Here is an 18,367-nt window from a genome sequence, read left to right on the forward strand (position 1 = left end):
ATCATCATTGACCTTTGCTTCTATTTCTTTTATTTAAACTAAGAAAGAATTGCTCAACGCGAGGACGTAACCAAGCTAAATAATCTTTCTCTTTCTTCTTTGTACAAGCTATTTCTTCCCCATCGACCATTCCGACAAGTTCTAGCTCTAACAGTTGCCTCGTAAATGCTAACATATTTATTTCTTCTTCCGGATACTCTTCTTTTAATTTCTCCTCAATTTCCCCTAATAAAAAACCGTCACGCATCATTGCCAATGCATCAATCCAAAGTGGCGGCATTTCATATTTTTCTCCTGTAATTGTATCTTTTACAATATAATTCTTTTGCTCTTTTCGAAATTGAATCGCGTGTAAGCATACAGTCGAATTTAATGTTAATTCCATCATACCACCTCTTTCATAATATCTGCATAGAAAAAAGGATGCGCGTGCACCCCTTCTTTTTCTAACACTACCGAACCGTTACATGAATAACAAATCTCATGTCGATATTTTCCTCCATTATAAACGAAGTATTTTATAAAAAAAACCCTTCTCGAAACATTTTATAAAATGTTTATATTTACGCAACAAGAACACTTTTCTGAAAAATATTTTCTTCTAGCGCATTATGCTATCGGTAAAAAAATCTCCACCTTCATTCCTAGCTCTCCGCTACTTTGAATCGCAATACTTCCTTGCTACTCCTCATGATCAATACAAAAACTCTACATATTATCTCATTAAATGATAAGGAAATTACTTTCAGAGCAATCTGTAACCTTATAACGAGAAAAGGAAGGAGATTTCCCCTTCCTTTTCATCACAATTTATATCCACCTTACTCGATCATGTAGCAATCCATCCGTAAAGTCATTTCCACCAACTACAAAATCATTCATATATAAATTCAAATATTCTCCGTACTTACTTTCTGTATTTAATAATAATTCCTCTACATAATAGGCACCTTGTTTAAAGTTATCGAACAGTAAACTACACAAGCCAGCATAAATGCCACATCCTACTTGGAAGTATGTCGCATTCGTTTTATATTTATGAAAAACTTGACTGCTATTCATCACGTTATACATATAGGTCTCGCTATTTTCATAAACGAGTAATACACCGACTAGATCCTCGCCCGCAATCTCTTCTTCGGCTGGATTAAATACTTTACGATTCCAATTCCATAGATCTTCTACCTTATCTAAGTTCTGTCTAATTATATTTGTTGTATACTCGTTAATTCGGTAAAGAAACCCTACTTCCATGTTAAAGTTTTTCCCTAAAATTAAAACTTCCTCATGCGGCATCAAACAACCATAAAATTCTTTCTCTCCCAACTTTACTTTATACTCTGAAGCATATACATCTTCATAAAAGTAAAGAGGACGATGATGACTCATATACATCGGATAACTCCATATCGCTTCATCTAGAAATCGCTCTACTGCCCATGAAGCATACAGTGTATGAGGCTTTATAAGTGCTGTATCATTCAAAAATGACGTATCATGTTCTACTATATAGCATGCTCTTGGCTTTTCATTCGGGCGTTCCTTCATAAGTTCAACAACCATCCATTGAACGACACCTGGATTCATACCTGAGCCTATAATTGCTTTTGTATTTTTAAATTTATCTTTTTCCTTCTCAAATCTCGTATATCTTTCCGTAAGCTGAAAGCCGATTAAACTATCGTCCTGATCTACTGCCTCGTTTTCCAAAGCTGAATTAATATAACAAATTCCAAGTTCATTACAACAGCTTAATACTCTGATCGTATCTGCCCCTGAAACATCAATCACAACGCTCGTACTACTTTCTTTTAAATGTTTTTTAAATGTCACTACATCTTGGAGATCTATTTCGGATAAAAACAATTGATCTTCCAAATTTGGAAACAACTCGTCATAATACGTCCTATCTTTTTGTTTTATATCAACCAAATAAAATGTAACATTCTTTATCACTTCATAAATCGGGTCTTTTTCATTTACTATCGCTTGATTTAAAATCGCTAAAACTGCTTTTGCTGCTCCACCAGCACTACCAAGTAATGTAATCGATAACGAATTTGGAAACTGCTCCACCAACAAAACCCCTTTAATATATTAGTTAAGCAGTTCTCCCTCAAAAAAATAAATTGAATACATCAAAAGATAGCTCGTACATATTCTTTATAATTTAGTACAAAATTTCCTCTTCAACAGTCATACTAACATATTTATATTCAATTCATTTTTCCCCTCATATTCAGATCAAGCTAAACAAATAGGCTCGACCTTTTCTTCTGCATATAAAAGAAAAAGCCAGCCCTTTCAATTAACTTACGGACAATGGACAGATTTTACATGTTGAATATTTACATACATTTTCGCATCACGCGCTTTTAATATTTCAATATGCCCTTCATCAATCTTCGCCATCTTTCCGATTTTATTATATTCCTCACCTAAATCGAACACCATAATTTTTCCAGACATTTTAATAAGTTGTTCTTCAAACGTTCGAGCTAACGTAATATTTAAGGGATTCACGGGGAGTTCATTTTTATTGAGGGCGTAAGGCACTTGATTTTCTTTATACGGAATTAACCATTTCAAGTGTTTTAAAGATATATATACAGTTTTATAAACTGGACTATAAAAAACAATATAATCGTTCATTACACTTGTAACATACCCATGTATTGGAGCATTTCCTGCTACATAAATTTCCGTAAAAATCCCTTTGGAAGTACTTAATACTTTCCTCAAAGAAATTGAAGGTGACTCTCTCTTAATTACAGAATCCACATCTGGTTTTAAGATTTCTTCATCATGTGATCGTAAAAATTTATAATATTGTACATGGTATAAAGATATATATACGTAGTCTTGTCCATTGTAAAGAACAACGATATCATTTCCTACGTCTATTAATACACCTTTAAACCTTTTTTCACCAATTAATTTAACATATATATTTTCTCCAATACTTTTGTTTAACTCATTCATCTATATCCTCCTTCCTATGAATTTCTTCTTTCCTGTCTTTCATTTCTAAAAAAATAATCAGGGCAAAGTTCTGTTTTAATAGTAAGTAATTCCTTTTCATACTATTGAAATAAGAAATTGTTCTTCTCTTTCCCTCATAATGCCCCTCTTATTTATTAAACATTATTCATCTTCATTCTTTTTACATTTAACTACTTGACTCACACTCTTAATATGAGACTTAACTACATAAATCACTTCATCGCAGTTTACTAGTGTAATGCAGCCATGGTGTACCTCACTTAACAAACCTTCCACACATTCTGGACCACCACGATTAATTTTTACCCACTTATACTTCAAGTCTTTTAATATATCTAGAAAAGTATCCTCATCAGAGCAGAAACATGAACTATAGCAATCACCACATTTACTTTCTTTTACTTTCTTAACTAGACTCTTCACATGCTTCAAGTGATAATATACTAATTCACCATGTGGTAATTGTAACGTTAGATAATCTTTGCCTAACGATACAAGCTCACCAACTCGACTTTCTGGTCCGCGAAGGTTTACTTTGACAGTCTCACCAACTAAACATTTAATTTGGTCACAACATAATACATTCTCCAATTTCGTATCCCCCTTTCTTATTATCTTCCTCTACTTGATTGTCTTTGTGCACGAGCACGACCTGAATTATTGCTACTTTCCTTACTATCGTCGCTCTCATCGCTCTCTCCACAAGCTAAAGCATTATAGTTAACACTTTTAATATGCTTTATTGCAATTAAGATAATTTCTTCTTTTACGATTAATGTTACGAAGTCACAAGAAACATCTTGTAAAATGCCTTCCACTTTCTCTGGACCACCGCGATTAATTTTCACCCAGCAATATTTGAAACTTTCAAGCAGTTCTTCAAAGTCTTCTGCACAGGCGCAATCTTCCCACTCGCAATCACTTGATCCACATTCTTTCGCATTTTTTGTGATACTCTTTAGATGTTTAAGTTGATAGTAATAAAGTTCACCTTTTTCATTCTGCAATACGAAGTAGTCCGGACATACTGATATTATTGTTCCTTTTTGAGATTCTGGACCACCCCTGTTTACTCTCACAAAAGATCCAATTAAGTCTTTCAAAAAATCACAATGAAATAAACTCACGAGAAAACCCCTTCCATTAATTTATAAGCTTTTGCACTGATAGTATATGTATCTGTACAGGTTACGTTCTCTATGTTTGTCCTAGCTAGAAAAAAATATGCTTTTAACATGGTAGACTACTACCTATCAAAATTTGAGGAAAGGCTAAGAACTCCTTATGCTTTTAATATCTTTAAACAAAAAAATCCCTTATGAAGATACATTTCTGCATATCTTCATAAGGGATTTCCCATAGTTTAATCTTCGTCTTTAACATCCATATCTTCTGGAATTGGTTCGTTCAATATTTCTTCCATTAATTGCTTATATTTCTCCATTTGTTCTAAATGTGTATTGAATTGTTCTTTATTTAATAAATATTGCTCTCCATCAAATAGTGCACGAATTTTCTTTTGCTGAATTAACTCTTCAATATACGACTTTGGTAAATTCAAATACTCCGCAGCTTCTTCTACTGTTATATACAACTCGTTCATTCCTTTATTATTTTTTCCTATATACTGTATCTTACTTTATTTTTGTAAACAAATAAAAAAGATTTTGTAAATGCAACCTAAAAAGCAGGTAGATGCATTCCATATATTGTATAATAGTGTATAGTAAGAATTTTTTAAATATAGAATGGTATTACCCATTTACACAAAGGAGAGTTAACATATGGCTACTCGTCACATCATTACAATGTTAGAAAAAACATTACAAATTGAAACAGAAAACACAATTTCTCATTTAACTGCATCTTTATCTGATCGTATTCTTTCTCAAAGCGTAGCAATACAGGAAAACAATTGTTACCATACAATTGGAGAATGGTACAAAAATCATTTCTTATTCCAACAAGATGATTTCCTTTGGGCTAAATACGTTTTCTATGACGCATATTGTGAGGAAATAAAAAAACAAGGTCATCTTACAAAACGTGTTCGCCAAATATTAGAATCATTAGCTCGAATGCATGGAAAACAGTACATTGCTTCTATATTAAACATGCCATTTCCTAACGAACGAGCTAAAGGAACAGCATAATGTAATACAGTTCTGCGTCAGCAAAACATAGATTCACTATTTTCTAGGGAGATTTATAAATAAAACGTTCATGTCACATGAACTGATGAAACCGGTGTCATTATAATGATTGAAAATATAGTAAACAGGAAAACCCCCATTTACTTCTCTCGTCATTCGAATAGAGAAGTAAATGGGGGTATACTTGTTCCTTTACTATTTCATCATCTGCTTAATCAATTCTCGATTTCTCTTCTTAAATACCTCATTATGCGAAGAAACCATTCCATACTCACTTGCATCTGGCTGAATAAATTGTTTCGCTTTATTCACAGCATTTCCAGCATCTTGGAATGCTCCCGCAATTAAGTGTAATTTTCCTTCATGCTTTAAAATATCCCCAGCAGCATATAATCCGTCTACTGAAGACTCACTATTTGCATTCCCTGCAATATAAAAATTATCTATAATCGCAACGTCTAACTCACTATTTTCTAATAATGTAATGTCACGTTCATATCCATGATTAATAATAACTTCATCAATAGGTAAATGAGAAACTTCACCTGTCTCATGATTCGTTAATTCTACATATTCAATCGCTTCATGACTATCACCAGCAATTAATTTTGTAATCGATGTATGAAAGAAACACTCAGCTGAGCTGTTCAGCAGTTGCTTCACTTGTGCTTCATGACCAGATAATTCTTCTTTTCTATATGTTACATATACTTTTTTCGCGATTGGTTCTAATTCATTTGCCCAATCAACGGCAGAATTTCCTCCGCCGGAAATAATGATCGTTTTATCTTTGAAACGCTTTAAAGACTTCACTGTATAATTTAAATTCGATACTTCAAATCGCTCAGCACCTTCAATTGATAACTTTTGTGGTTTCAATATACCACTTCCAGTTGCCACAATAACTGTTTTTGAAAAGTGTTCTTTTCCATCGTTTGCTTTTAACGTAAAAGTGCCATCTTTATTACGAATAATCGATTCTACTTTTGTATTTAATACAACTTCCGGCTGAAATGTTAACCCTTGTTGTACAAGTTGCTCAATTAATTTATCACCTGTAACTGGTAATAGTCCTCCTACATCCCAAATCATCTTCTCTGGATAAACATGTATTTTTCCACCTAGCTGTGGTTGAAATTCTATTATTTTCGTTTTCATTTCTCTGAGTCCACTATAAAAAGCTGAATAAAGCCCTGCAGGTCCTCCGCCTATCACAGTTATATCAAACAATTCTTCTCGATTCATTCGTGCTCACTCCTCAGCTACTAATCATTGATTATCATTCTCAATAAAATATAACCTGTTTCCGCAAAATTTACAATTAAAATTACTATTGACAATACAACTAGATAAAATTATATTATTTAATGAATCAATAGTGATAATCATTATCAATTTGTTAATAATTAGAAAATTTGAGATTACATCTTCTTTTATTAGTATGGTTAATACTATATTGTGACATCTCACATTCAAAATTTTTAATAAACATTTTGTATTACCACTACTCTTTCAAAAAGATTGCAGTTAAACAAATTATTGTATACACATATCATCTATTTAAAGGAGACAGACGATGAAAAAGTTATTTATTTCACTAACAGTTCTTTTCGTCCTTGTTATGAGCGCTTGTAGCAATGGCTCTACAGACAAAAAGAACGATGCAAAAGGTAGTAAATCAGAAACCATTACATACCAATCTGAAAATGGTAAAGTAGAAGTTCCTGCAAATCCAAAACGCGTTGTTGTTTTATCATCATTCGCTGGTAACGTAATGTCATTAGGTGTAAATCTTGTTGGGGTAGATTCATGGTCTAAACAAAACCCACGTTTTGATAGCAAACTTAAAGACGTTGCTGAAGTATCAGATGAAAATGTTGAAAAAATCGCTGAACTAAATCCAGATTTAATCATCGGTTTATCAAATATTAAAAATGTTGATAAGTTAAAGAAAATCGCTCCTACTGTAACATACACTTACGGAAAAGTTGATTACTTAACACAGCATTTAGAAATTGGTAAGTTATTAAACAAAGAAAAAGAAGCAAAAACTTGGGTTGATGACTTCAAGAAACGTGCACAAGAAGCTGGTAAAGAAATTAAAGCAAAAATCGGTGAAGATGCTACAGTTTCTGTTGTAGAAAACTTCAACAAACAGCTTTATGTATACGGCGAGAACTGGGGCCGCGGAACAGAAATTCTGTACCAAGAAATGAAATTAAAAATGCCTGAAAAAGTAAAAGAAAAAGCATTAAAAGAAGGTTACTACGCATTATCTACTGAGGTATTACCTGAGTTTGCTGGTGATTACTTAATCGTAAGTAAAAACAAAGATACTGATAACTCATTCCAAGAGACAGAATCATATAAAAACATCCCAGCAGTAAAAAATAATCGTGTATACGAAGCAAACATGATGGAATTCTATTTCAACGATCCACTTACATTAGATTTCCAACTAGACTTCTTCAAGAAGAGCTTTCTTGGTAAATAATACAAACATGAGGAATTCTTATTTTAAGAATTCCTCTTCCTTTATTCTATGAAAAGAAAAGATGTGAAACGAATGACAAAAGAACATGACAATACACGTTCTATAGCTTTTACATACAAATTAATTTTAAGCATAATTGCATTCTTTCTTATTTTTATGGTAGCAATGGTATTAGGTGCTGCAGATACTTCAATAAAAGACGTATGGTCAGCACTCACTTCCTCCGCTAAAGGGGATAAAATATCTATCATTCGCGAAATACGTTTGCCCCGTGAAGTTGCCGCTATTTTTGTAGGAGCTGGACTTGCTGTTTCTGGAGCAATTATGCAAGGATTAACAAGAAATCCACTTGCAGATCCTGGATTACTCGGGCTATCTGGTGGAGCAAATGCTGCGCTTGCACTAACACTTGCTTTCAATCCTTCCATCAGCTATCTTTACTTAACATTAGCTTGCTTTATCGGTGCTGCAGTTGGTGCAATTATGGTATTTGGAATTGGTATGGTGAAAAAAGGCGGTCTCTCCCCTCTTCGAATTGTATTAGCTGGTGCTGCCGTTTCAGCATTTCTACTCGCAATTTCAGAAGGAGTCGGCATTTACTTCAAAATTTCACAAGATGTATCACTTTGGACTGCTGGAGGCGTAATTGGAACTACTTGGAGCCAATTGAAAGTTATTATTCCAGTCATTTCAATTAGTATCTTTATCGCTATCTTACTAGCAAAAAAATTGACAGTTCTTAGTTTCAGTGAAGAAGTGGCTATTGGACTCGGTCAAAAAATTATTGTTATTAAAACCATTCTATTTATCATTATTATCTTACTTGCAGGTGCGTCTGTAGCACTTGTCGGAAATATGGCATTTATCGGTTTAATGGTACCTCACATGGTACGCCCAATTGTCGGTCCAGATTACCGATTTGTTATACCGATGTCAGCAATTGCTGGGGCTTCCTTTATGCTACTTGCAGATACAATCGGACGTACCATTAACGCTCCGTACGAAACACCAGTTGCTGCTATTGTCGCAATTGTAGGATTACCATTCTTCCTATTCATTGTACGTAAAGGAGGAAAAATGTTCTCATGATACCATCTATTCTAAGAAAACAACGTCTTATCATACTCGCTTTACTTATACTAACCATTACAACTATTGTAATTGGAATGGGGCTCGGTTCAGCATCTTTATCTTATGATCGACTACTCCCAACGTTAATGGGACAAGGAACTTTTAAAGAGGAGTTCGTTTTATACTCTTTAAGGCTACCTAGAATTATCATTACATTATTAGCTGGTATGGCTCTCGCTTTATCAGGAGCTATTCTGCAAGGAATTACCCGAAATGATTTAGCTGAACCTGGTATTCTCGGAATCAACTCTGGGGCCGGTGTTGCTGTTGCTATTTTCTTTTTATACTTTCCAATAGATGTAGGTTCATTTCTTTACTTACTACCTATCGTTGGATTTATCGGAGCGTTTCTGACAGCTGTTCTAATCTACGTATTTTCATATAGTAAATCAACTGGACTTCAGCCGGTGCGATTAACATTAACCGGTATCGGTTTTGCATTTGCACTATCTGGAATGATGATCGTCCTTATTTCATCCGCAGATCGTATGAAAGTGGACTTTATCGCCAAATGGATTGCCGGAAATATTTGGGGAGATGACTGGATCTTCGTTTTAGCAATGCTCCCATGGTTAATCGTATTCATTCCGTTCGTTTTCTATAAAGCAAACCGATTAAACATTCTAGCATTAAACGAACCAGTCGCAATTGGCGTTGGAATTGAAATTGAAAAAGAACGCAGATACTTATTAGTGGCGGCCGTTGCGCTTGCAGCTGCAGCTGTTTCCGTAACAGGAGGAATTAGCTTTATTGGACTAATGGCTCCTCACATTGCAAAATCTTTAGTAGGTCCAAGGCATCAAATCTTCATGCCTATCGCCCTTTTAATCGGCGGATGGCTATTACTATTAGCAGACACAATCGGACGAAATATCGTTGAACCTAACGGTATCCCAGCAGGTATTGTTGTCGCTTTAATTGGTGCTCCTTACTTTATGTATTTGTTGCTTAAGAAGGCGTAAAAAACACCCTCAAGATCTTTTCTTGAGGGTGTTTTTATTCTACTGCTGTCCATACCCTTCAAACTTCTTCGCCAAATTCTCCATCTCGTCTTCTGGCAATAGCTTCGGTTCCCCAATGCTTTTCGTTTGATAATAAATTTGCGCACAAAACTCAATTTCTTCCGCAACGGTAAATGCCATTTTTATATGATTTGCACCTGCAATTAAACCGTGGTTCGCAAGTAAAACGGCACGGCGATCAATCATCCCTTCAAAAGCAGCCTCTGCTAATTGCTTCGTACCAAATGTTTCATACGGTGCACAACGAACATTTGGGCCTGCGAAAGCAATTAAATACGATACTGCGGGCAGTTCCCATCCTAATGATGCAATCGTCTTTGCATAAGGAGAATGTGTATGCACAAGCGCATTTATATCTTCACGCTTTCTATAATAAATAAGATGCATATCAAGTTCGCTTGATGGTTTTCTTTCTCCCTCTACTACATCGCCATCTAAGTTTAATATAACTACATCTTCAGGCTTCGTTTCATAATAATCTAAACCACTTGGGCTAATGGCAACAAGACCTTGCTCCCGATTGAAAATACTAATATTACCGCCTGTCCCCTTTGTTAAACCGCTAGAAATCATTTTCTTTCCATACGCTACAATTTCTTCTCTCTCTTTTTGTAATAACATATACATCCCCCTAAGTATGAAGCTTATGATGACTGACTTTGTATCTATCTACTTATTGAAATAGCTTTTTTAAGTTTTCCGTAAACGGTGCTTTTACAATCCCTTTTTCCGTAATAATCGCTGTTACATTTTCATGTGGCGTGACGTCAAATGCTGGATTATATACTTTACTTTCTTTCGGAGCAGAATATTGCCCAAAGCGATTAATCACTTCAGAAGCATCCCTTTCCTCGATCGGAATTTCTTTTCCTGTCGGTGTTTTTAAGTCGATTGTCGGTGTTGGTGCTGCTACATAAAACGGAATGTTGTAGTATTTCGCTAAAATAGATACGCCTAATGTCCCAATTTTATTTGCTATATCACCATTTGCTGCCACACGGTCGCATCCAACGATTACCGCATCAATCTTCCCTTGTGACATAACCATAGCTGCCATATTATCTGTAATGACAGTGACGTCAATTCCCGCTCGCTGCAATTCTAATGCTGTTAACGTTGAACCTTGTAATCTAGGACGTGTCTCATCTGAATAGATTTTCAAGTCCCATCCTTTTTCTTTCGCTAAGTACATTGGAGCTGTCGCAGTACCATACTTAGTCGTCGCTAACGCACCTGCATTACAATGTGTTAATACTCCCATTCCATCATGGAATAATGTTAGTGCATGTTCTCCAATGTGACGGTTAATTTCTTCATCTTCTCTATGAATCTCTTTTGCCTCTTCTAGTAATCTATCTTTCAACTGGGCGATTGATAAGTGTGCGTTCTCTGTCGCGACTGCCTCCATTCTTTCAAGTGCCCAAAATAAGTTTACTGCTGTCGGTCTTGATGTTGCTAAGTATGCACATACCTTTTTTACTTCCTCTATCAATTCTTCCACCGTATTTTGAGTAACTTCCTTGGCTCCTAAATACACCCCGTAAGCTGCTGAAACACCAATCGCTGGCGCACCTCTTACTTTCATTACTTGAATGGCATCCCACACACCTTCAGCTGTTTTAAAAGATTCATAGACAACCTCATTCGGTAATAATGTTTGATCTAATAAAACTAAAGCATCATCTTTCCACTGGATTGGTATTAATTGCTCTTCCATCATCTTCTCCCCTTACTTCGCGTAGTGCATTGACTGTTCTTTTAACGTTTCTACAAAGCTTGTACCTGTTTTATATTGATTCGCTCGTAAAATAAATTTCTTTGCTACTTGAAGACAAATGCGTTCTGCTCTAGCACGTGCTTCCTCATTCTCAATACAAGTAATGTCTTTTACTTTCGCTAGCCCAACAATACGACGAATTAACTCAAGTCCCGTCACCGCAGCCGTATCCTCTAATACAGATTGTAAATAGATTTCGTTAAAGCCTTCTTCCTTCGCCATAATCTCTGTCACATGAATATCCCAAGCGTCTAAAAACTTCTTCTTAAATAAATCAATTACCTCTATTATTGTCGATTGTAACCAATCCATATACGTATCTTTCTCAGCTCCAGCTGACATCGTTGCATCTGCATTTACCCAAGCAAACATTAAATTCGCCATTACATTCCCAACGTCATATCCCATTGGTCCATAAAAGGCAAACTCAGGATCGATTACCTTTGTGGAATCATTTTTTACAAAAACAGAACCAGTATGCAAATCACCGTGAATAAGCGCCTGTGCATTCGTCATAAAAGAAAACTTAAGTTTAGCTACTTCTATACGGAGCTCTTTATCACTATAAATATGTTCTCTAATCCATCCATCATTTAACGGAAATAACTCATTACGCTTATTATGATTTGTAAATGGCTCAGCGTATACGAGTTCTTCTGTAATCTCACATAACTCAGGATTTATATAATTCTTCACAAGCTCCTTCTTCTCTTTATGATTCATTACAACATCCGATGTTAATAAGAGTGTATTTACCATAAAGGTAGTTAAATCATCCGCAAGCCTCGGAAATATTTCATGATGTATAAGTGCTGTACGTAATATTGTGTGATCCGATAAGTCTTCCATTACGCAACAATTCATCACACTATCAAACAAATACACCTTCGGAACAAGTCCAGGTGCTAACTCTTCCTCTAACTGCAAAACATCCGATTCTATACGAATACGATTCGTCGACAACTTAAACTCATCTGAAATACGTGCTGTATCCCCAGCTTGCTTTACAATGACAGAAATGTTCTTCTGTTCATCCCAAACGCGGAATACATAATTTAAATTACCATCGCCTATTTCTTTACACTGTAACCCCTTTGCATGTTCAAACTTACATAATTTCTCTTTCACATATACAATCACATCGCTAGCTTCCATTAAAAAATACTTCGTGAACTTAGACATGGTTTCCCCTCCACACTAATTGTAAGCGTTTTCTAAAAGCTATAAAAAATAATAGGATTAAATCTTTCATCCTATAATATATGTTCTTCTTTTTGAAATGTATATCTAGGTTTTATTATATCTTGTTAATATCTTGAGTCAATGTTTCTATATCATTGCAATATGCTTCCTAATTATATATTTGAGAGGACAAAAATTGTTCAAAAAGATTCTAGTTCATTTTATTTTATTTATCACACAATTCTTTGTAAAATAGAAATACGCAGTTCCTTTTCAAAAAGACAACTTCTAAGAAATATTTCCTTCCTAAGAATTTATACTTACATCATATCTCTAACATACACACTACTCATTCAAGCACTCATTGAAAATTTATAAACTTAAAATTACCTTTCCATTCCCTGTTATCCTTAATTGAGAATAAATATTAATTAAATTGATATAAAGTTCGTTTATTCGCTTGACAAAATAACCACTTCTATATGATAATTAATATCGAATTAGAATTATTATAGTTAATTAAAAAATATATTTTATGAGCACACTATTTTTTGATGCTCAAAACCAACATTTAGGAGGAATTTTAATATGTTATTAATCGGCACAGAAGTAAAACCGTTTAAAGCTAATGCTTACCATAATGGAGAATTTATCCAAGTTACTGACGAAAGTTTAAAAGGAAAATGGAGTGTAGTTTGTTTCTACCCAGCTGACTTCACATTCGTTTGCCCAACTGAACTTGAAGACTTACAAAACCAATATGCAACTCTTAAAGAGTTAGGCGTTGAAGTATACTCTGTATCTACAGACACTCACTTCACTCACAAAGCATGGCATGATAGCTCAGAAACTATCGGTAAAATCGAGTACATCATGATTGGTGACCCAACTCGCACAATCACTACAAACTTCAACGTTTTAATGGAAGAAGAAGGTCTTGCTGCTCGCGGTACATTCATCATCGATCCAGACGGCGTTATCCAATCTATGGAAATCAATGCTGACGGTATCGGCCGTGACGCAAGCATTCTTGTTAACAAAATTAAAGCAGCTCAATACGTACGTAACAACCCAGGTGAAGTTTGCCCAGCTAAATGGCAAGAGGGTTCTGCTACACTTAAACCAAGCCTTGACCTTGTAGGCAAAATCTAAGGAGTTCGATCAAAATGATACTAGATGCAGATATAAAAACACAACTATCCCAATATCTTCAATTAATGGAGAACGATATTTTACTTAAAGTAAGCGCAGGAGACGATGACGTATCTAAAGATATGTTAGCTCTAGTAGACGAATTAGCTACTATGTCATCTAAGATTACAGTAGAAAAAGTTGAATTAGAGAGAACACCAAGCTTTAGCGTAAACCGCCCTGGTGAAGACACTGGTGTCGTATTCGCTGGTATTCCATTAGGACACGAATTTACTTCATTAGTGTTAGCTTTACTACAAGTAAGTGGACGCGCTCCAAAAGTTGAACAAAAATTAATCGATCAAATTAAAAACATTCAAGGCGAATATCATTTTGAATCTTATATCAGCCTAAGTTGTCATAACTGTCCTGATGTTGTACAAGCTCTTAACGTAATGAGCGTTCTTAACTCTGGTATTACACATACTATGATTGATGGCGCTGCATTCAAAGAGGAAGTAGAAAGCAAAGACATCATGGCAGTACCAACAGTTTTCCTAAACGGCGAATCTTTCGGCAGCGGTCGTATGACACTTGAAGAAATTTTAGCTAAAATGGGTAACGGTCCAGATGCATCAGAGCTTTCTGATAAAGATCCATACGATGTTCTTGTTGTTGGTGGCGGCCCTGCTGGTGCAAGTGCAGCAATTTATGCAGCACGTAAAGGCATCCGCACTGGTATCGTTGCTGAGCGCTTCGGCGGTCAAGTAATGGATACTATGGGTATTGAGAACTTCATCAGCGTAAAACGCACTGAAGGTCCTAAGCTAGTAGCAAGTCTTGAAGAGCACGTTAAAGAATACGACATCGATGTAATGAATCTACAACGTGCGAAACGTTTAGAGAAAAAAGAACTTATTGAAGTGGAACTTGAAAACGGCGCTATTCTGAAAAGTAAGAGCGTAATCGTTTCAACAGGTGCTCGCTGGCGTAATGTTGGCGTACCAGGTGAAGCTGAGTTCAAAAATAAAGGTGTAGCATACTGCCCACACTGTGACGGTCCATTATTCACTGGAAAAGACGTAGCAGTTATCGGTGGAGGTAACTCTGGTATTGAAGCAGCTATCGACTTAGCAGGTATTGTTAAGCACGTAACTGTTCTTGAATTCATGCCAGAATTAAAAGCTGATGCTGTATTACAAGAACGTCTTAACAGCTTACCAAACGTAACTGTTCTGAAAAACGTTCAAACAAAAGAAATTACTGGTACTGATAAAGTAAACGGTATTTCTTACATCGATCGTGAAACTGAAGAAGTTCATCACGTTGAATTACAAGGTGTATTCGTACAAATCGGTCTTGTTCCAAACACAGACTGGTTAGGCGAAACAGTTGAACGCGTTCGCGGTGAAATCGTAACAGACAAGCACGGCGCTACAAACGTACCAGGAGTGTTTGCTGCAGGTGACTGTACAAATAATCCGTACAAACAAATCATCATCTCTATGGGTTCAGGTGCAAACGCAGCTTTAGGTGCATTTGATTACTTAATCCGTAACTAATATAGACGTGAGTAAAAGACGCATTACCAATTAGGTAATGCGTCTTTTTTATTACAATGTATCTACGTAGTCGTCAAAATCCTTCCAACATAGTATTGTATACGGCGACCCTATATCCAATACTACTTTTACATCCTCTGCCACTACTTTGATTCTTTTTAATGTGCTGTCTCTTTTTCCGGCCGGATAAATAGCAATTTTTACAACTTCCTGTTTTCCACCCTCATAAATCTTTATTTTCAATTCTAATTGGTCTATTTCTTCTTTTGAAGGAACCTCTTTTCCTTCCCAATCACACATTTCGAACAGAGGATATCGATCTCCATGCCATTCCTCAACAATCTCAATGACTTTAAGGATAATATAATTCCCCGATACTAATTCATAACTAACAGCATCACCTGCTTTTAAAGAAGTATTAGCTATAAATCTCTTCGGTACTTTTTTCGCTTCTGGCTGCGGAGAATTTAACTGTTCTCTTAATTTATTTAAAACTACTTCACGTTTCTTCTGTAATTTAGGTTCTTCTTCCCAGCGAGCTAAATCTGTACCACTCTCTATTATTTGCAATGCCTCCTGCTTAACATTCTCTTGAAGTCTCCCTAACCTCCATTGTATGGAAGCAAATACTAACCAAAAGGCAATAGTTTCTTCATCATCTAATTCATTCTTGTACTCCTCAATTACAATCCTACTTGCTTCCTCATTTGAATATTCATTTGCTAACAAATCCTTATATAGTAACTTAATATCTTCAGCAATATCGTCTGATAATATTGCTACTCCCCAAGCACCCATACATTAACACTCCAATCTATACACTAAAAACCTCTCATTCCCATTCTTCTCATAAGCCCCAGGCAATCTTACTTCCCTCTTCAACTCAAACGCAGTCTGATTTTCTAAGAAGAAAATATAGTCCTCAGAAGGATAATATAAAATAATATCCACTTCTCTCCCCGTTTCTTCTACAGAAAGTAAAATGTTATTTACTACGTTCATAAATACTTGTACAGAAAATGGGTTGAAGAAATAAAATCGGTTATCACGTGGATCAATCTCATATTCCTGCGCTAAACAGCATTCAAACCCAATTTTATCTTTACTGTTTCTTACCTTTCGTGCATAACGATCTCGATTATCCATCGCTTCTTTATAAAACTCTTCATTCATTTCAATTCCAACTGCTGAAGCACCACATTTATGATGCATATAAAAGTTTAATCGTCCTTTTCCGCATCCAAAGTCTACAATTCGGTCGCTACTTCGTATTTCATATTGATTCAATAACTCATCTAATCCGCTATACGGCGTCGGTTCATAACGATGATAATGCATAGACTTGTTAAATCCTTTTTGCTCACCGACTGTTTTTATATGTAAAACTGCATCGTAATATTGTTCGTTCATTCGTTTTCTCCTATTAAGAAATGGTACTTATTATTATACACCATGTACTGGATGCTCATTTTTCATCAAATTAATAGGTACGTGAAATTATATCGACGATTTTCTCAATATATCTATCGTAATTTCAAATATATCAACGATTTTTTCAATATATCGACGTTTCGACAAAGGATATCGACTTAACGACAAATTTCTACAAAAAACAGGAGCTCCCTAGCCCCTGTCTTCTAACACTTTCAATACAGTTTGTTTTAATATTTCTACCCCATCCATAATGCAACTATGATCGAACTTCATATACGGATGGTGTAATCCAGGTTGTAGGTCTGCTCCTAATCCAAGCATGACAGCTTTTAAATGTGGTCTCTTCACTGTGTAGTAATGGAAATCATCGCTTCCTGTCGTATAAAGTGGTCCCGTACATTTATCTTCCCCATACACTTCAAGAATGCCTTTACGCATAAATCGCTCAGCTTCTTCTGAAACTTCAGCTCCTGGCGCGAGATCAATCCACTCATATGAAGTTTTCGATCCCATCGATGCAGCTGATTCTATGACATGCTCTATTTTTTTCTTCAATTCTTCTAATAATGTATTACTCTCCGCTCTGACATCTAAGCTAAAATGCCCGTTACCCGGAATAATATTTAAATTATCACCACCAGCTTGGCACCTCGTCATCTTTACTGAATAGGAACTTTGCGGTGGTAGCCATATGTTTTTCAAACCGATATTAATCATGGAAATAACATCAATCGCATTTATCCCTTGATGTGGGCGTGCTCCATGTGCATCTTCTCCATGAATCGTACCCTCTAAAAATCCTGCTGCTCCGTGACGAATTGATGGGGCAGCTTGTTTCAAAGATAGTTCTTCAATCGGGCGCAAATGAACACCGAATAGGAAATCCGCATCATCCACAGCACCTTTCTCTACCATTTTTAAAGCGCCATTCCCTTTCTCTTCTGCTGGCTGAAAAATAAATCTAACTGTACCACTTTTCCATCTCATATTCTTTAATTGTAAAATAAGTCCCATTACAATCGTCATATGAGCATCGTGACCACACGAATGATTCGCTTTAAATTCTCCATTCACTTCTTGCCAAAGTGCATCCATATCAGCGCGAATCGCAATAACAGGATTTCCGCTTCCAATTTCAGCAATCACCCCTGGGCAATCATCAAATATTTTATATGAAATTCCTTCTTCTTTTAAAAAGTTAGTAATATACGCTGTCGTTTCATACTCTTTCCAACTCACTTCAGGGTTTTCATGTAAATGCTGAAAAATTTCAGTTAAACGCTCTTGTAGTTCTAATGTTTTCAAAGCTACATTCTCCTTCCCAAATTCCAAACCATTCAGGTTAATTATACTTATGAAAAACAGATGTTTTTATGAACATATTGAATTTTGAGAAAAAAGTCAATTGTTTATTTTTAAACACTAAAAAAGCTTACTCTACATCTATATTACAAACTAAACAAACAACTAGAATATTA

19 protein-coding genes are annotated in these 18,367 nt (G+C 35.5%); 6 read left to right on the forward strand and 13 right to left on the reverse strand.

The window, feature by feature from the left end:
* Positions 1–4: 4 nt before the first annotated feature.
* The 6 genes from ACTT1L_RS15840 to ACTT1L_RS15865 all read right to left on the reverse strand — a co-directional run bounded on the left by ACTT1L_RS15840 (position 5) and on the right by ACTT1L_RS15865 (position 4,606).
* Complete coding sequence (locus ACTT1L_RS15840; protein ID WP_000424100.1) at positions 5–385, reverse strand: hypothetical protein; 381 nt, start codon at positions 383–385, stop codon at positions 5–7.
* Positions 386–810: 425 nt separating this feature from the next.
* Positions 811–2,076 (reverse strand): hypothetical protein, encoded by a 1,266-nt coding sequence (locus ACTT1L_RS15845; protein ID WP_000434741.1) that lies wholly within the window; start codon positions 2,074–2,076, stop codon positions 811–813.
* A gap of 237 nt (positions 2,077–2,313) precedes the next feature.
* Positions 2,314–2,982 carry a hypothetical protein gene (locus ACTT1L_RS15850; RefSeq protein ID WP_001004282.1) on the reverse strand — a complete coding sequence of 223 codons (669 nt, stop codon included), beginning with the start codon at positions 2,980–2,982 and terminating at the stop codon, positions 2,314–2,316.
* 162 nt (positions 2,983–3,144) lie between these two features.
* Entirely contained in the window at positions 3,145–3,594 is a 450-nt protein-coding gene (locus ACTT1L_RS15855; protein WP_000432501.1) for a spore coat protein, read from the reverse strand.
* 20 nt (positions 3,595–3,614) lie between these two features.
* Complete coding sequence (locus tag ACTT1L_RS15860) at positions 3,615–4,130, reverse strand: hypothetical protein (protein ID WP_000051521.1); 516 nt, start codon at positions 4,128–4,130, stop codon at positions 3,615–3,617.
* 236 nt (positions 4,131–4,366) lie between these two features.
* Positions 4,367–4,606, reverse strand: a complete 240-nt coding sequence (locus tag ACTT1L_RS15865; RefSeq protein ID WP_442821994.1) for a helix-turn-helix domain-containing protein — start codon at positions 4,604–4,606, stop codon at positions 4,367–4,369.
* A gap of 181 nt (positions 4,607–4,787) precedes the next feature.
* Between ACTT1L_RS15865 and ACTT1L_RS15870 the strand changes: the two genes are divergently transcribed.
* A complete protein-coding gene (locus ACTT1L_RS15870; RefSeq protein WP_000235473.1) occupies positions 4,788–5,156 on the forward strand; it encodes a hypothetical protein in 369 nt (122 codons plus the stop codon).
* A 195-nt stretch (positions 5,157–5,351) separates the two neighbouring features.
* Here ACTT1L_RS15870 and ACTT1L_RS15875 read toward each other — a convergent pair whose 3' ends face one another.
* Positions 5,352–6,401 (reverse strand): NAD(P)/FAD-dependent oxidoreductase, encoded by a 1,050-nt coding sequence (locus tag ACTT1L_RS15875; RefSeq protein WP_442821995.1) that lies wholly within the window; start codon positions 6,399–6,401, stop codon positions 5,352–5,354.
* A gap of 331 nt (positions 6,402–6,732) precedes the next feature.
* On the opposite strand from ACTT1L_RS15875, the gene ACTT1L_RS15880 reads away from it, so the two are divergent.
* Genes ACTT1L_RS15880 through ACTT1L_RS15890 form a run of 3 tightly spaced genes read left to right on the forward strand, consistent with a single transcriptional unit; the run spans position 6,733 to position 9,743 of the window.
* Positions 6,733–7,650, forward strand: a complete 918-nt coding sequence (locus ACTT1L_RS15880) for an iron-hydroxamate ABC transporter substrate-binding protein (RefSeq protein WP_000732578.1) — start codon at positions 6,733–6,735, stop codon at positions 7,648–7,650.
* Between the two features lie 48 nt (positions 7,651–7,698).
* On the forward strand, positions 7,699–8,739 hold the full coding sequence (locus tag ACTT1L_RS15885; protein WP_000823048.1) for a FecCD family ABC transporter permease: 1,041 nt from the start codon (positions 7,699–7,701) through the stop codon (positions 8,737–8,739).
* Positions 8,736–9,743 carry a FecCD family ABC transporter permease gene (locus ACTT1L_RS15890; protein ID WP_000613088.1) on the forward strand — a complete coding sequence of 336 codons (1,008 nt, stop codon included), beginning with the start codon at positions 8,736–8,738 and terminating at the stop codon, positions 9,741–9,743. Before ACTT1L_RS15885 ends, ACTT1L_RS15890 begins: the two co-directional genes overlap by 4 nt.
* 39 nt (positions 9,744–9,782) lie before the next feature.
* On the opposite strand, the gene ACTT1L_RS15895 is transcribed toward ACTT1L_RS15890, so the two are convergent.
* The 3 genes from ACTT1L_RS15895 to mtnK are packed head-to-tail and all read right to left on the reverse strand — an operon-like array spanning position 9,783 to position 12,762.
* A complete protein-coding gene (locus tag ACTT1L_RS15895; protein WP_000926545.1) occupies positions 9,783–10,424 on the reverse strand; it encodes an L-fuculose-phosphate aldolase in 642 nt (213 codons plus the stop codon).
* Positions 10,425–10,476: 52 nt separating this feature from the next.
* Complete coding sequence (gene mtnA / locus ACTT1L_RS15900; RefSeq protein WP_000392482.1) at positions 10,477–11,520, reverse strand: S-methyl-5-thioribose-1-phosphate isomerase; 1,044 nt, start codon at positions 11,518–11,520, stop codon at positions 10,477–10,479.
* Positions 11,521–11,532: 12 nt separating this feature from the next.
* Positions 11,533–12,762 (reverse strand): S-methyl-5-thioribose kinase, encoded by a 1,230-nt coding sequence (gene mtnK / locus ACTT1L_RS15905; protein WP_061130625.1) that lies wholly within the window; start codon positions 12,760–12,762, stop codon positions 11,533–11,535.
* A gap of 588 nt (positions 12,763–13,350) precedes the next feature.
* Here mtnK and ahpC point away from each other — a divergent pair.
* On the forward strand, positions 13,351–13,914 hold the full coding sequence (gene ahpC, locus ACTT1L_RS15910; protein ID WP_000924422.1) for an alkyl hydroperoxide reductase subunit C: 564 nt from the start codon (positions 13,351–13,353) through the stop codon (positions 13,912–13,914).
* 14 nt (positions 13,915–13,928) lie between these two features.
* Positions 13,929–15,455, forward strand: coding sequence for an alkyl hydroperoxide reductase subunit F (gene ahpF / locus ACTT1L_RS15915; RefSeq protein ID WP_000599492.1), 1,527 nt, complete (start codon positions 13,929–13,931; stop codon positions 15,453–15,455).
* 51 nt (positions 15,456–15,506) lie between these two features.
* Here the strand turns inward: ahpF and ACTT1L_RS15920 are convergent, their stop codons facing one another.
* From ACTT1L_RS15920 to ACTT1L_RS15930, 3 genes are all read right to left on the reverse strand, one after another.
* The gene (locus tag ACTT1L_RS15920) at positions 15,507–16,253 is read right to left on the reverse strand and encodes a hypothetical protein (protein WP_014893355.1); all 747 of its coding nucleotides are present in this window, start codon (positions 16,251–16,253) and stop codon (positions 15,507–15,509) included.
* Positions 16,254–16,256: 3 nt separating this feature from the next.
* Positions 16,257–16,865: an SAM-dependent methyltransferase gene (locus ACTT1L_RS15925; protein ID WP_061130627.1), complete on the reverse strand. Its 609-nt coding sequence runs from the start codon at positions 16,863–16,865 to the stop codon at positions 16,257–16,259.
* A 213-nt stretch (positions 16,866–17,078) separates the two neighbouring features.
* Entirely contained in the window at positions 17,079–18,194 is a 1,116-nt protein-coding gene (locus ACTT1L_RS15930; RefSeq protein ID WP_000853529.1) for a M20 peptidase aminoacylase family protein, read from the reverse strand.
* Between the last annotated feature and the right edge of the window lie 173 nt (positions 18,195–18,367).

It is taken from the genome of Bacillus sp. FH (assembly GCF_052216825.1).
Taxonomy (GTDB): domain Bacteria; phylum Bacillota; class Bacilli; order Bacillales; family Bacillaceae_G; genus Bacillus_A; species Bacillus_A paranthracis.

Bases quoted from the DNA above. Each gene is read 5' to 3' on its own strand.
- ACTT1L_RS15840 (WP_000424100.1), bottom strand. From the start codon at position 385: ATGGAATTAACATTAAATTCGACTGTATGCTTACACGCGATTCAATTT.
- ACTT1L_RS15850 (WP_001004282.1), bottom strand. From the start codon at position 2,982: ATGAATGAGTTAAACAAAAGTATTGGAGAAAATATATATGTTAAATTA.
- ACTT1L_RS15865 (WP_442821994.1), bottom strand. From the start codon at position 4,606: ATGAACGAGTTGTATATAACAGTAGAAGAAGCTGCGGAGTATTTGAAT.
- ACTT1L_RS15870 (WP_000235473.1), top strand. From the start codon at position 4,788: ATGGCTACTCGTCACATCATTACAATGTTAGAAAAAACATTACAAATT.
- ACTT1L_RS15875 (WP_442821995.1), bottom strand. From the start codon at position 6,401: ATGAATCGAGAAGAATTGTTTGATATAACTGTGATAGGCGGAGGACCT.
- ACTT1L_RS15880 (WP_000732578.1), top strand. From the start codon at position 6,733: ATGAAAAAGTTATTTATTTCACTAACAGTTCTTTTCGTCCTTGTTATG.
- ACTT1L_RS15885 (WP_000823048.1), top strand. From the start codon at position 7,699: ATGAAAAGAAAAGATGTGAAACGAATGACAAAAGAACATGACAATACA.
- ACTT1L_RS15890 (WP_000613088.1), top strand. From the start codon at position 8,736: ATGATACCATCTATTCTAAGAAAACAACGTCTTATCATACTCGCTTTA.
- ACTT1L_RS15895 (WP_000926545.1), bottom strand. From the start codon at position 10,424: ATGTTATTACAAAAAGAGAGAGAAGAAATTGTAGCGTATGGAAAGAAA.
- mtnA (WP_000392482.1), bottom strand. From the start codon at position 11,520: ATGGAAGAGCAATTAATACCAATCCAGTGGAAAGATGATGCTTTAGTT.
- mtnK (WP_061130625.1), bottom strand. From the start codon at position 12,762: ATGTCTAAGTTCACGAAGTATTTTTTAATGGAAGCTAGCGATGTGATT.
- ahpC (WP_000924422.1), top strand. From the start codon at position 13,351: ATGTTATTAATCGGCACAGAAGTAAAACCGTTTAAAGCTAATGCTTAC.
- ahpF (WP_000599492.1), top strand. From the start codon at position 13,929: ATGATACTAGATGCAGATATAAAAACACAACTATCCCAATATCTTCAA.
- ACTT1L_RS15920 (WP_014893355.1), bottom strand. From the start codon at position 16,253: ATGGGTGCTTGGGGAGTAGCAATATTATCAGACGATATTGCTGAAGAT.
- ACTT1L_RS15925 (WP_061130627.1), bottom strand. From the start codon at position 16,865: ATGAACGAACAATATTACGATGCAGTTTTACATATAAAAACAGTCGGT.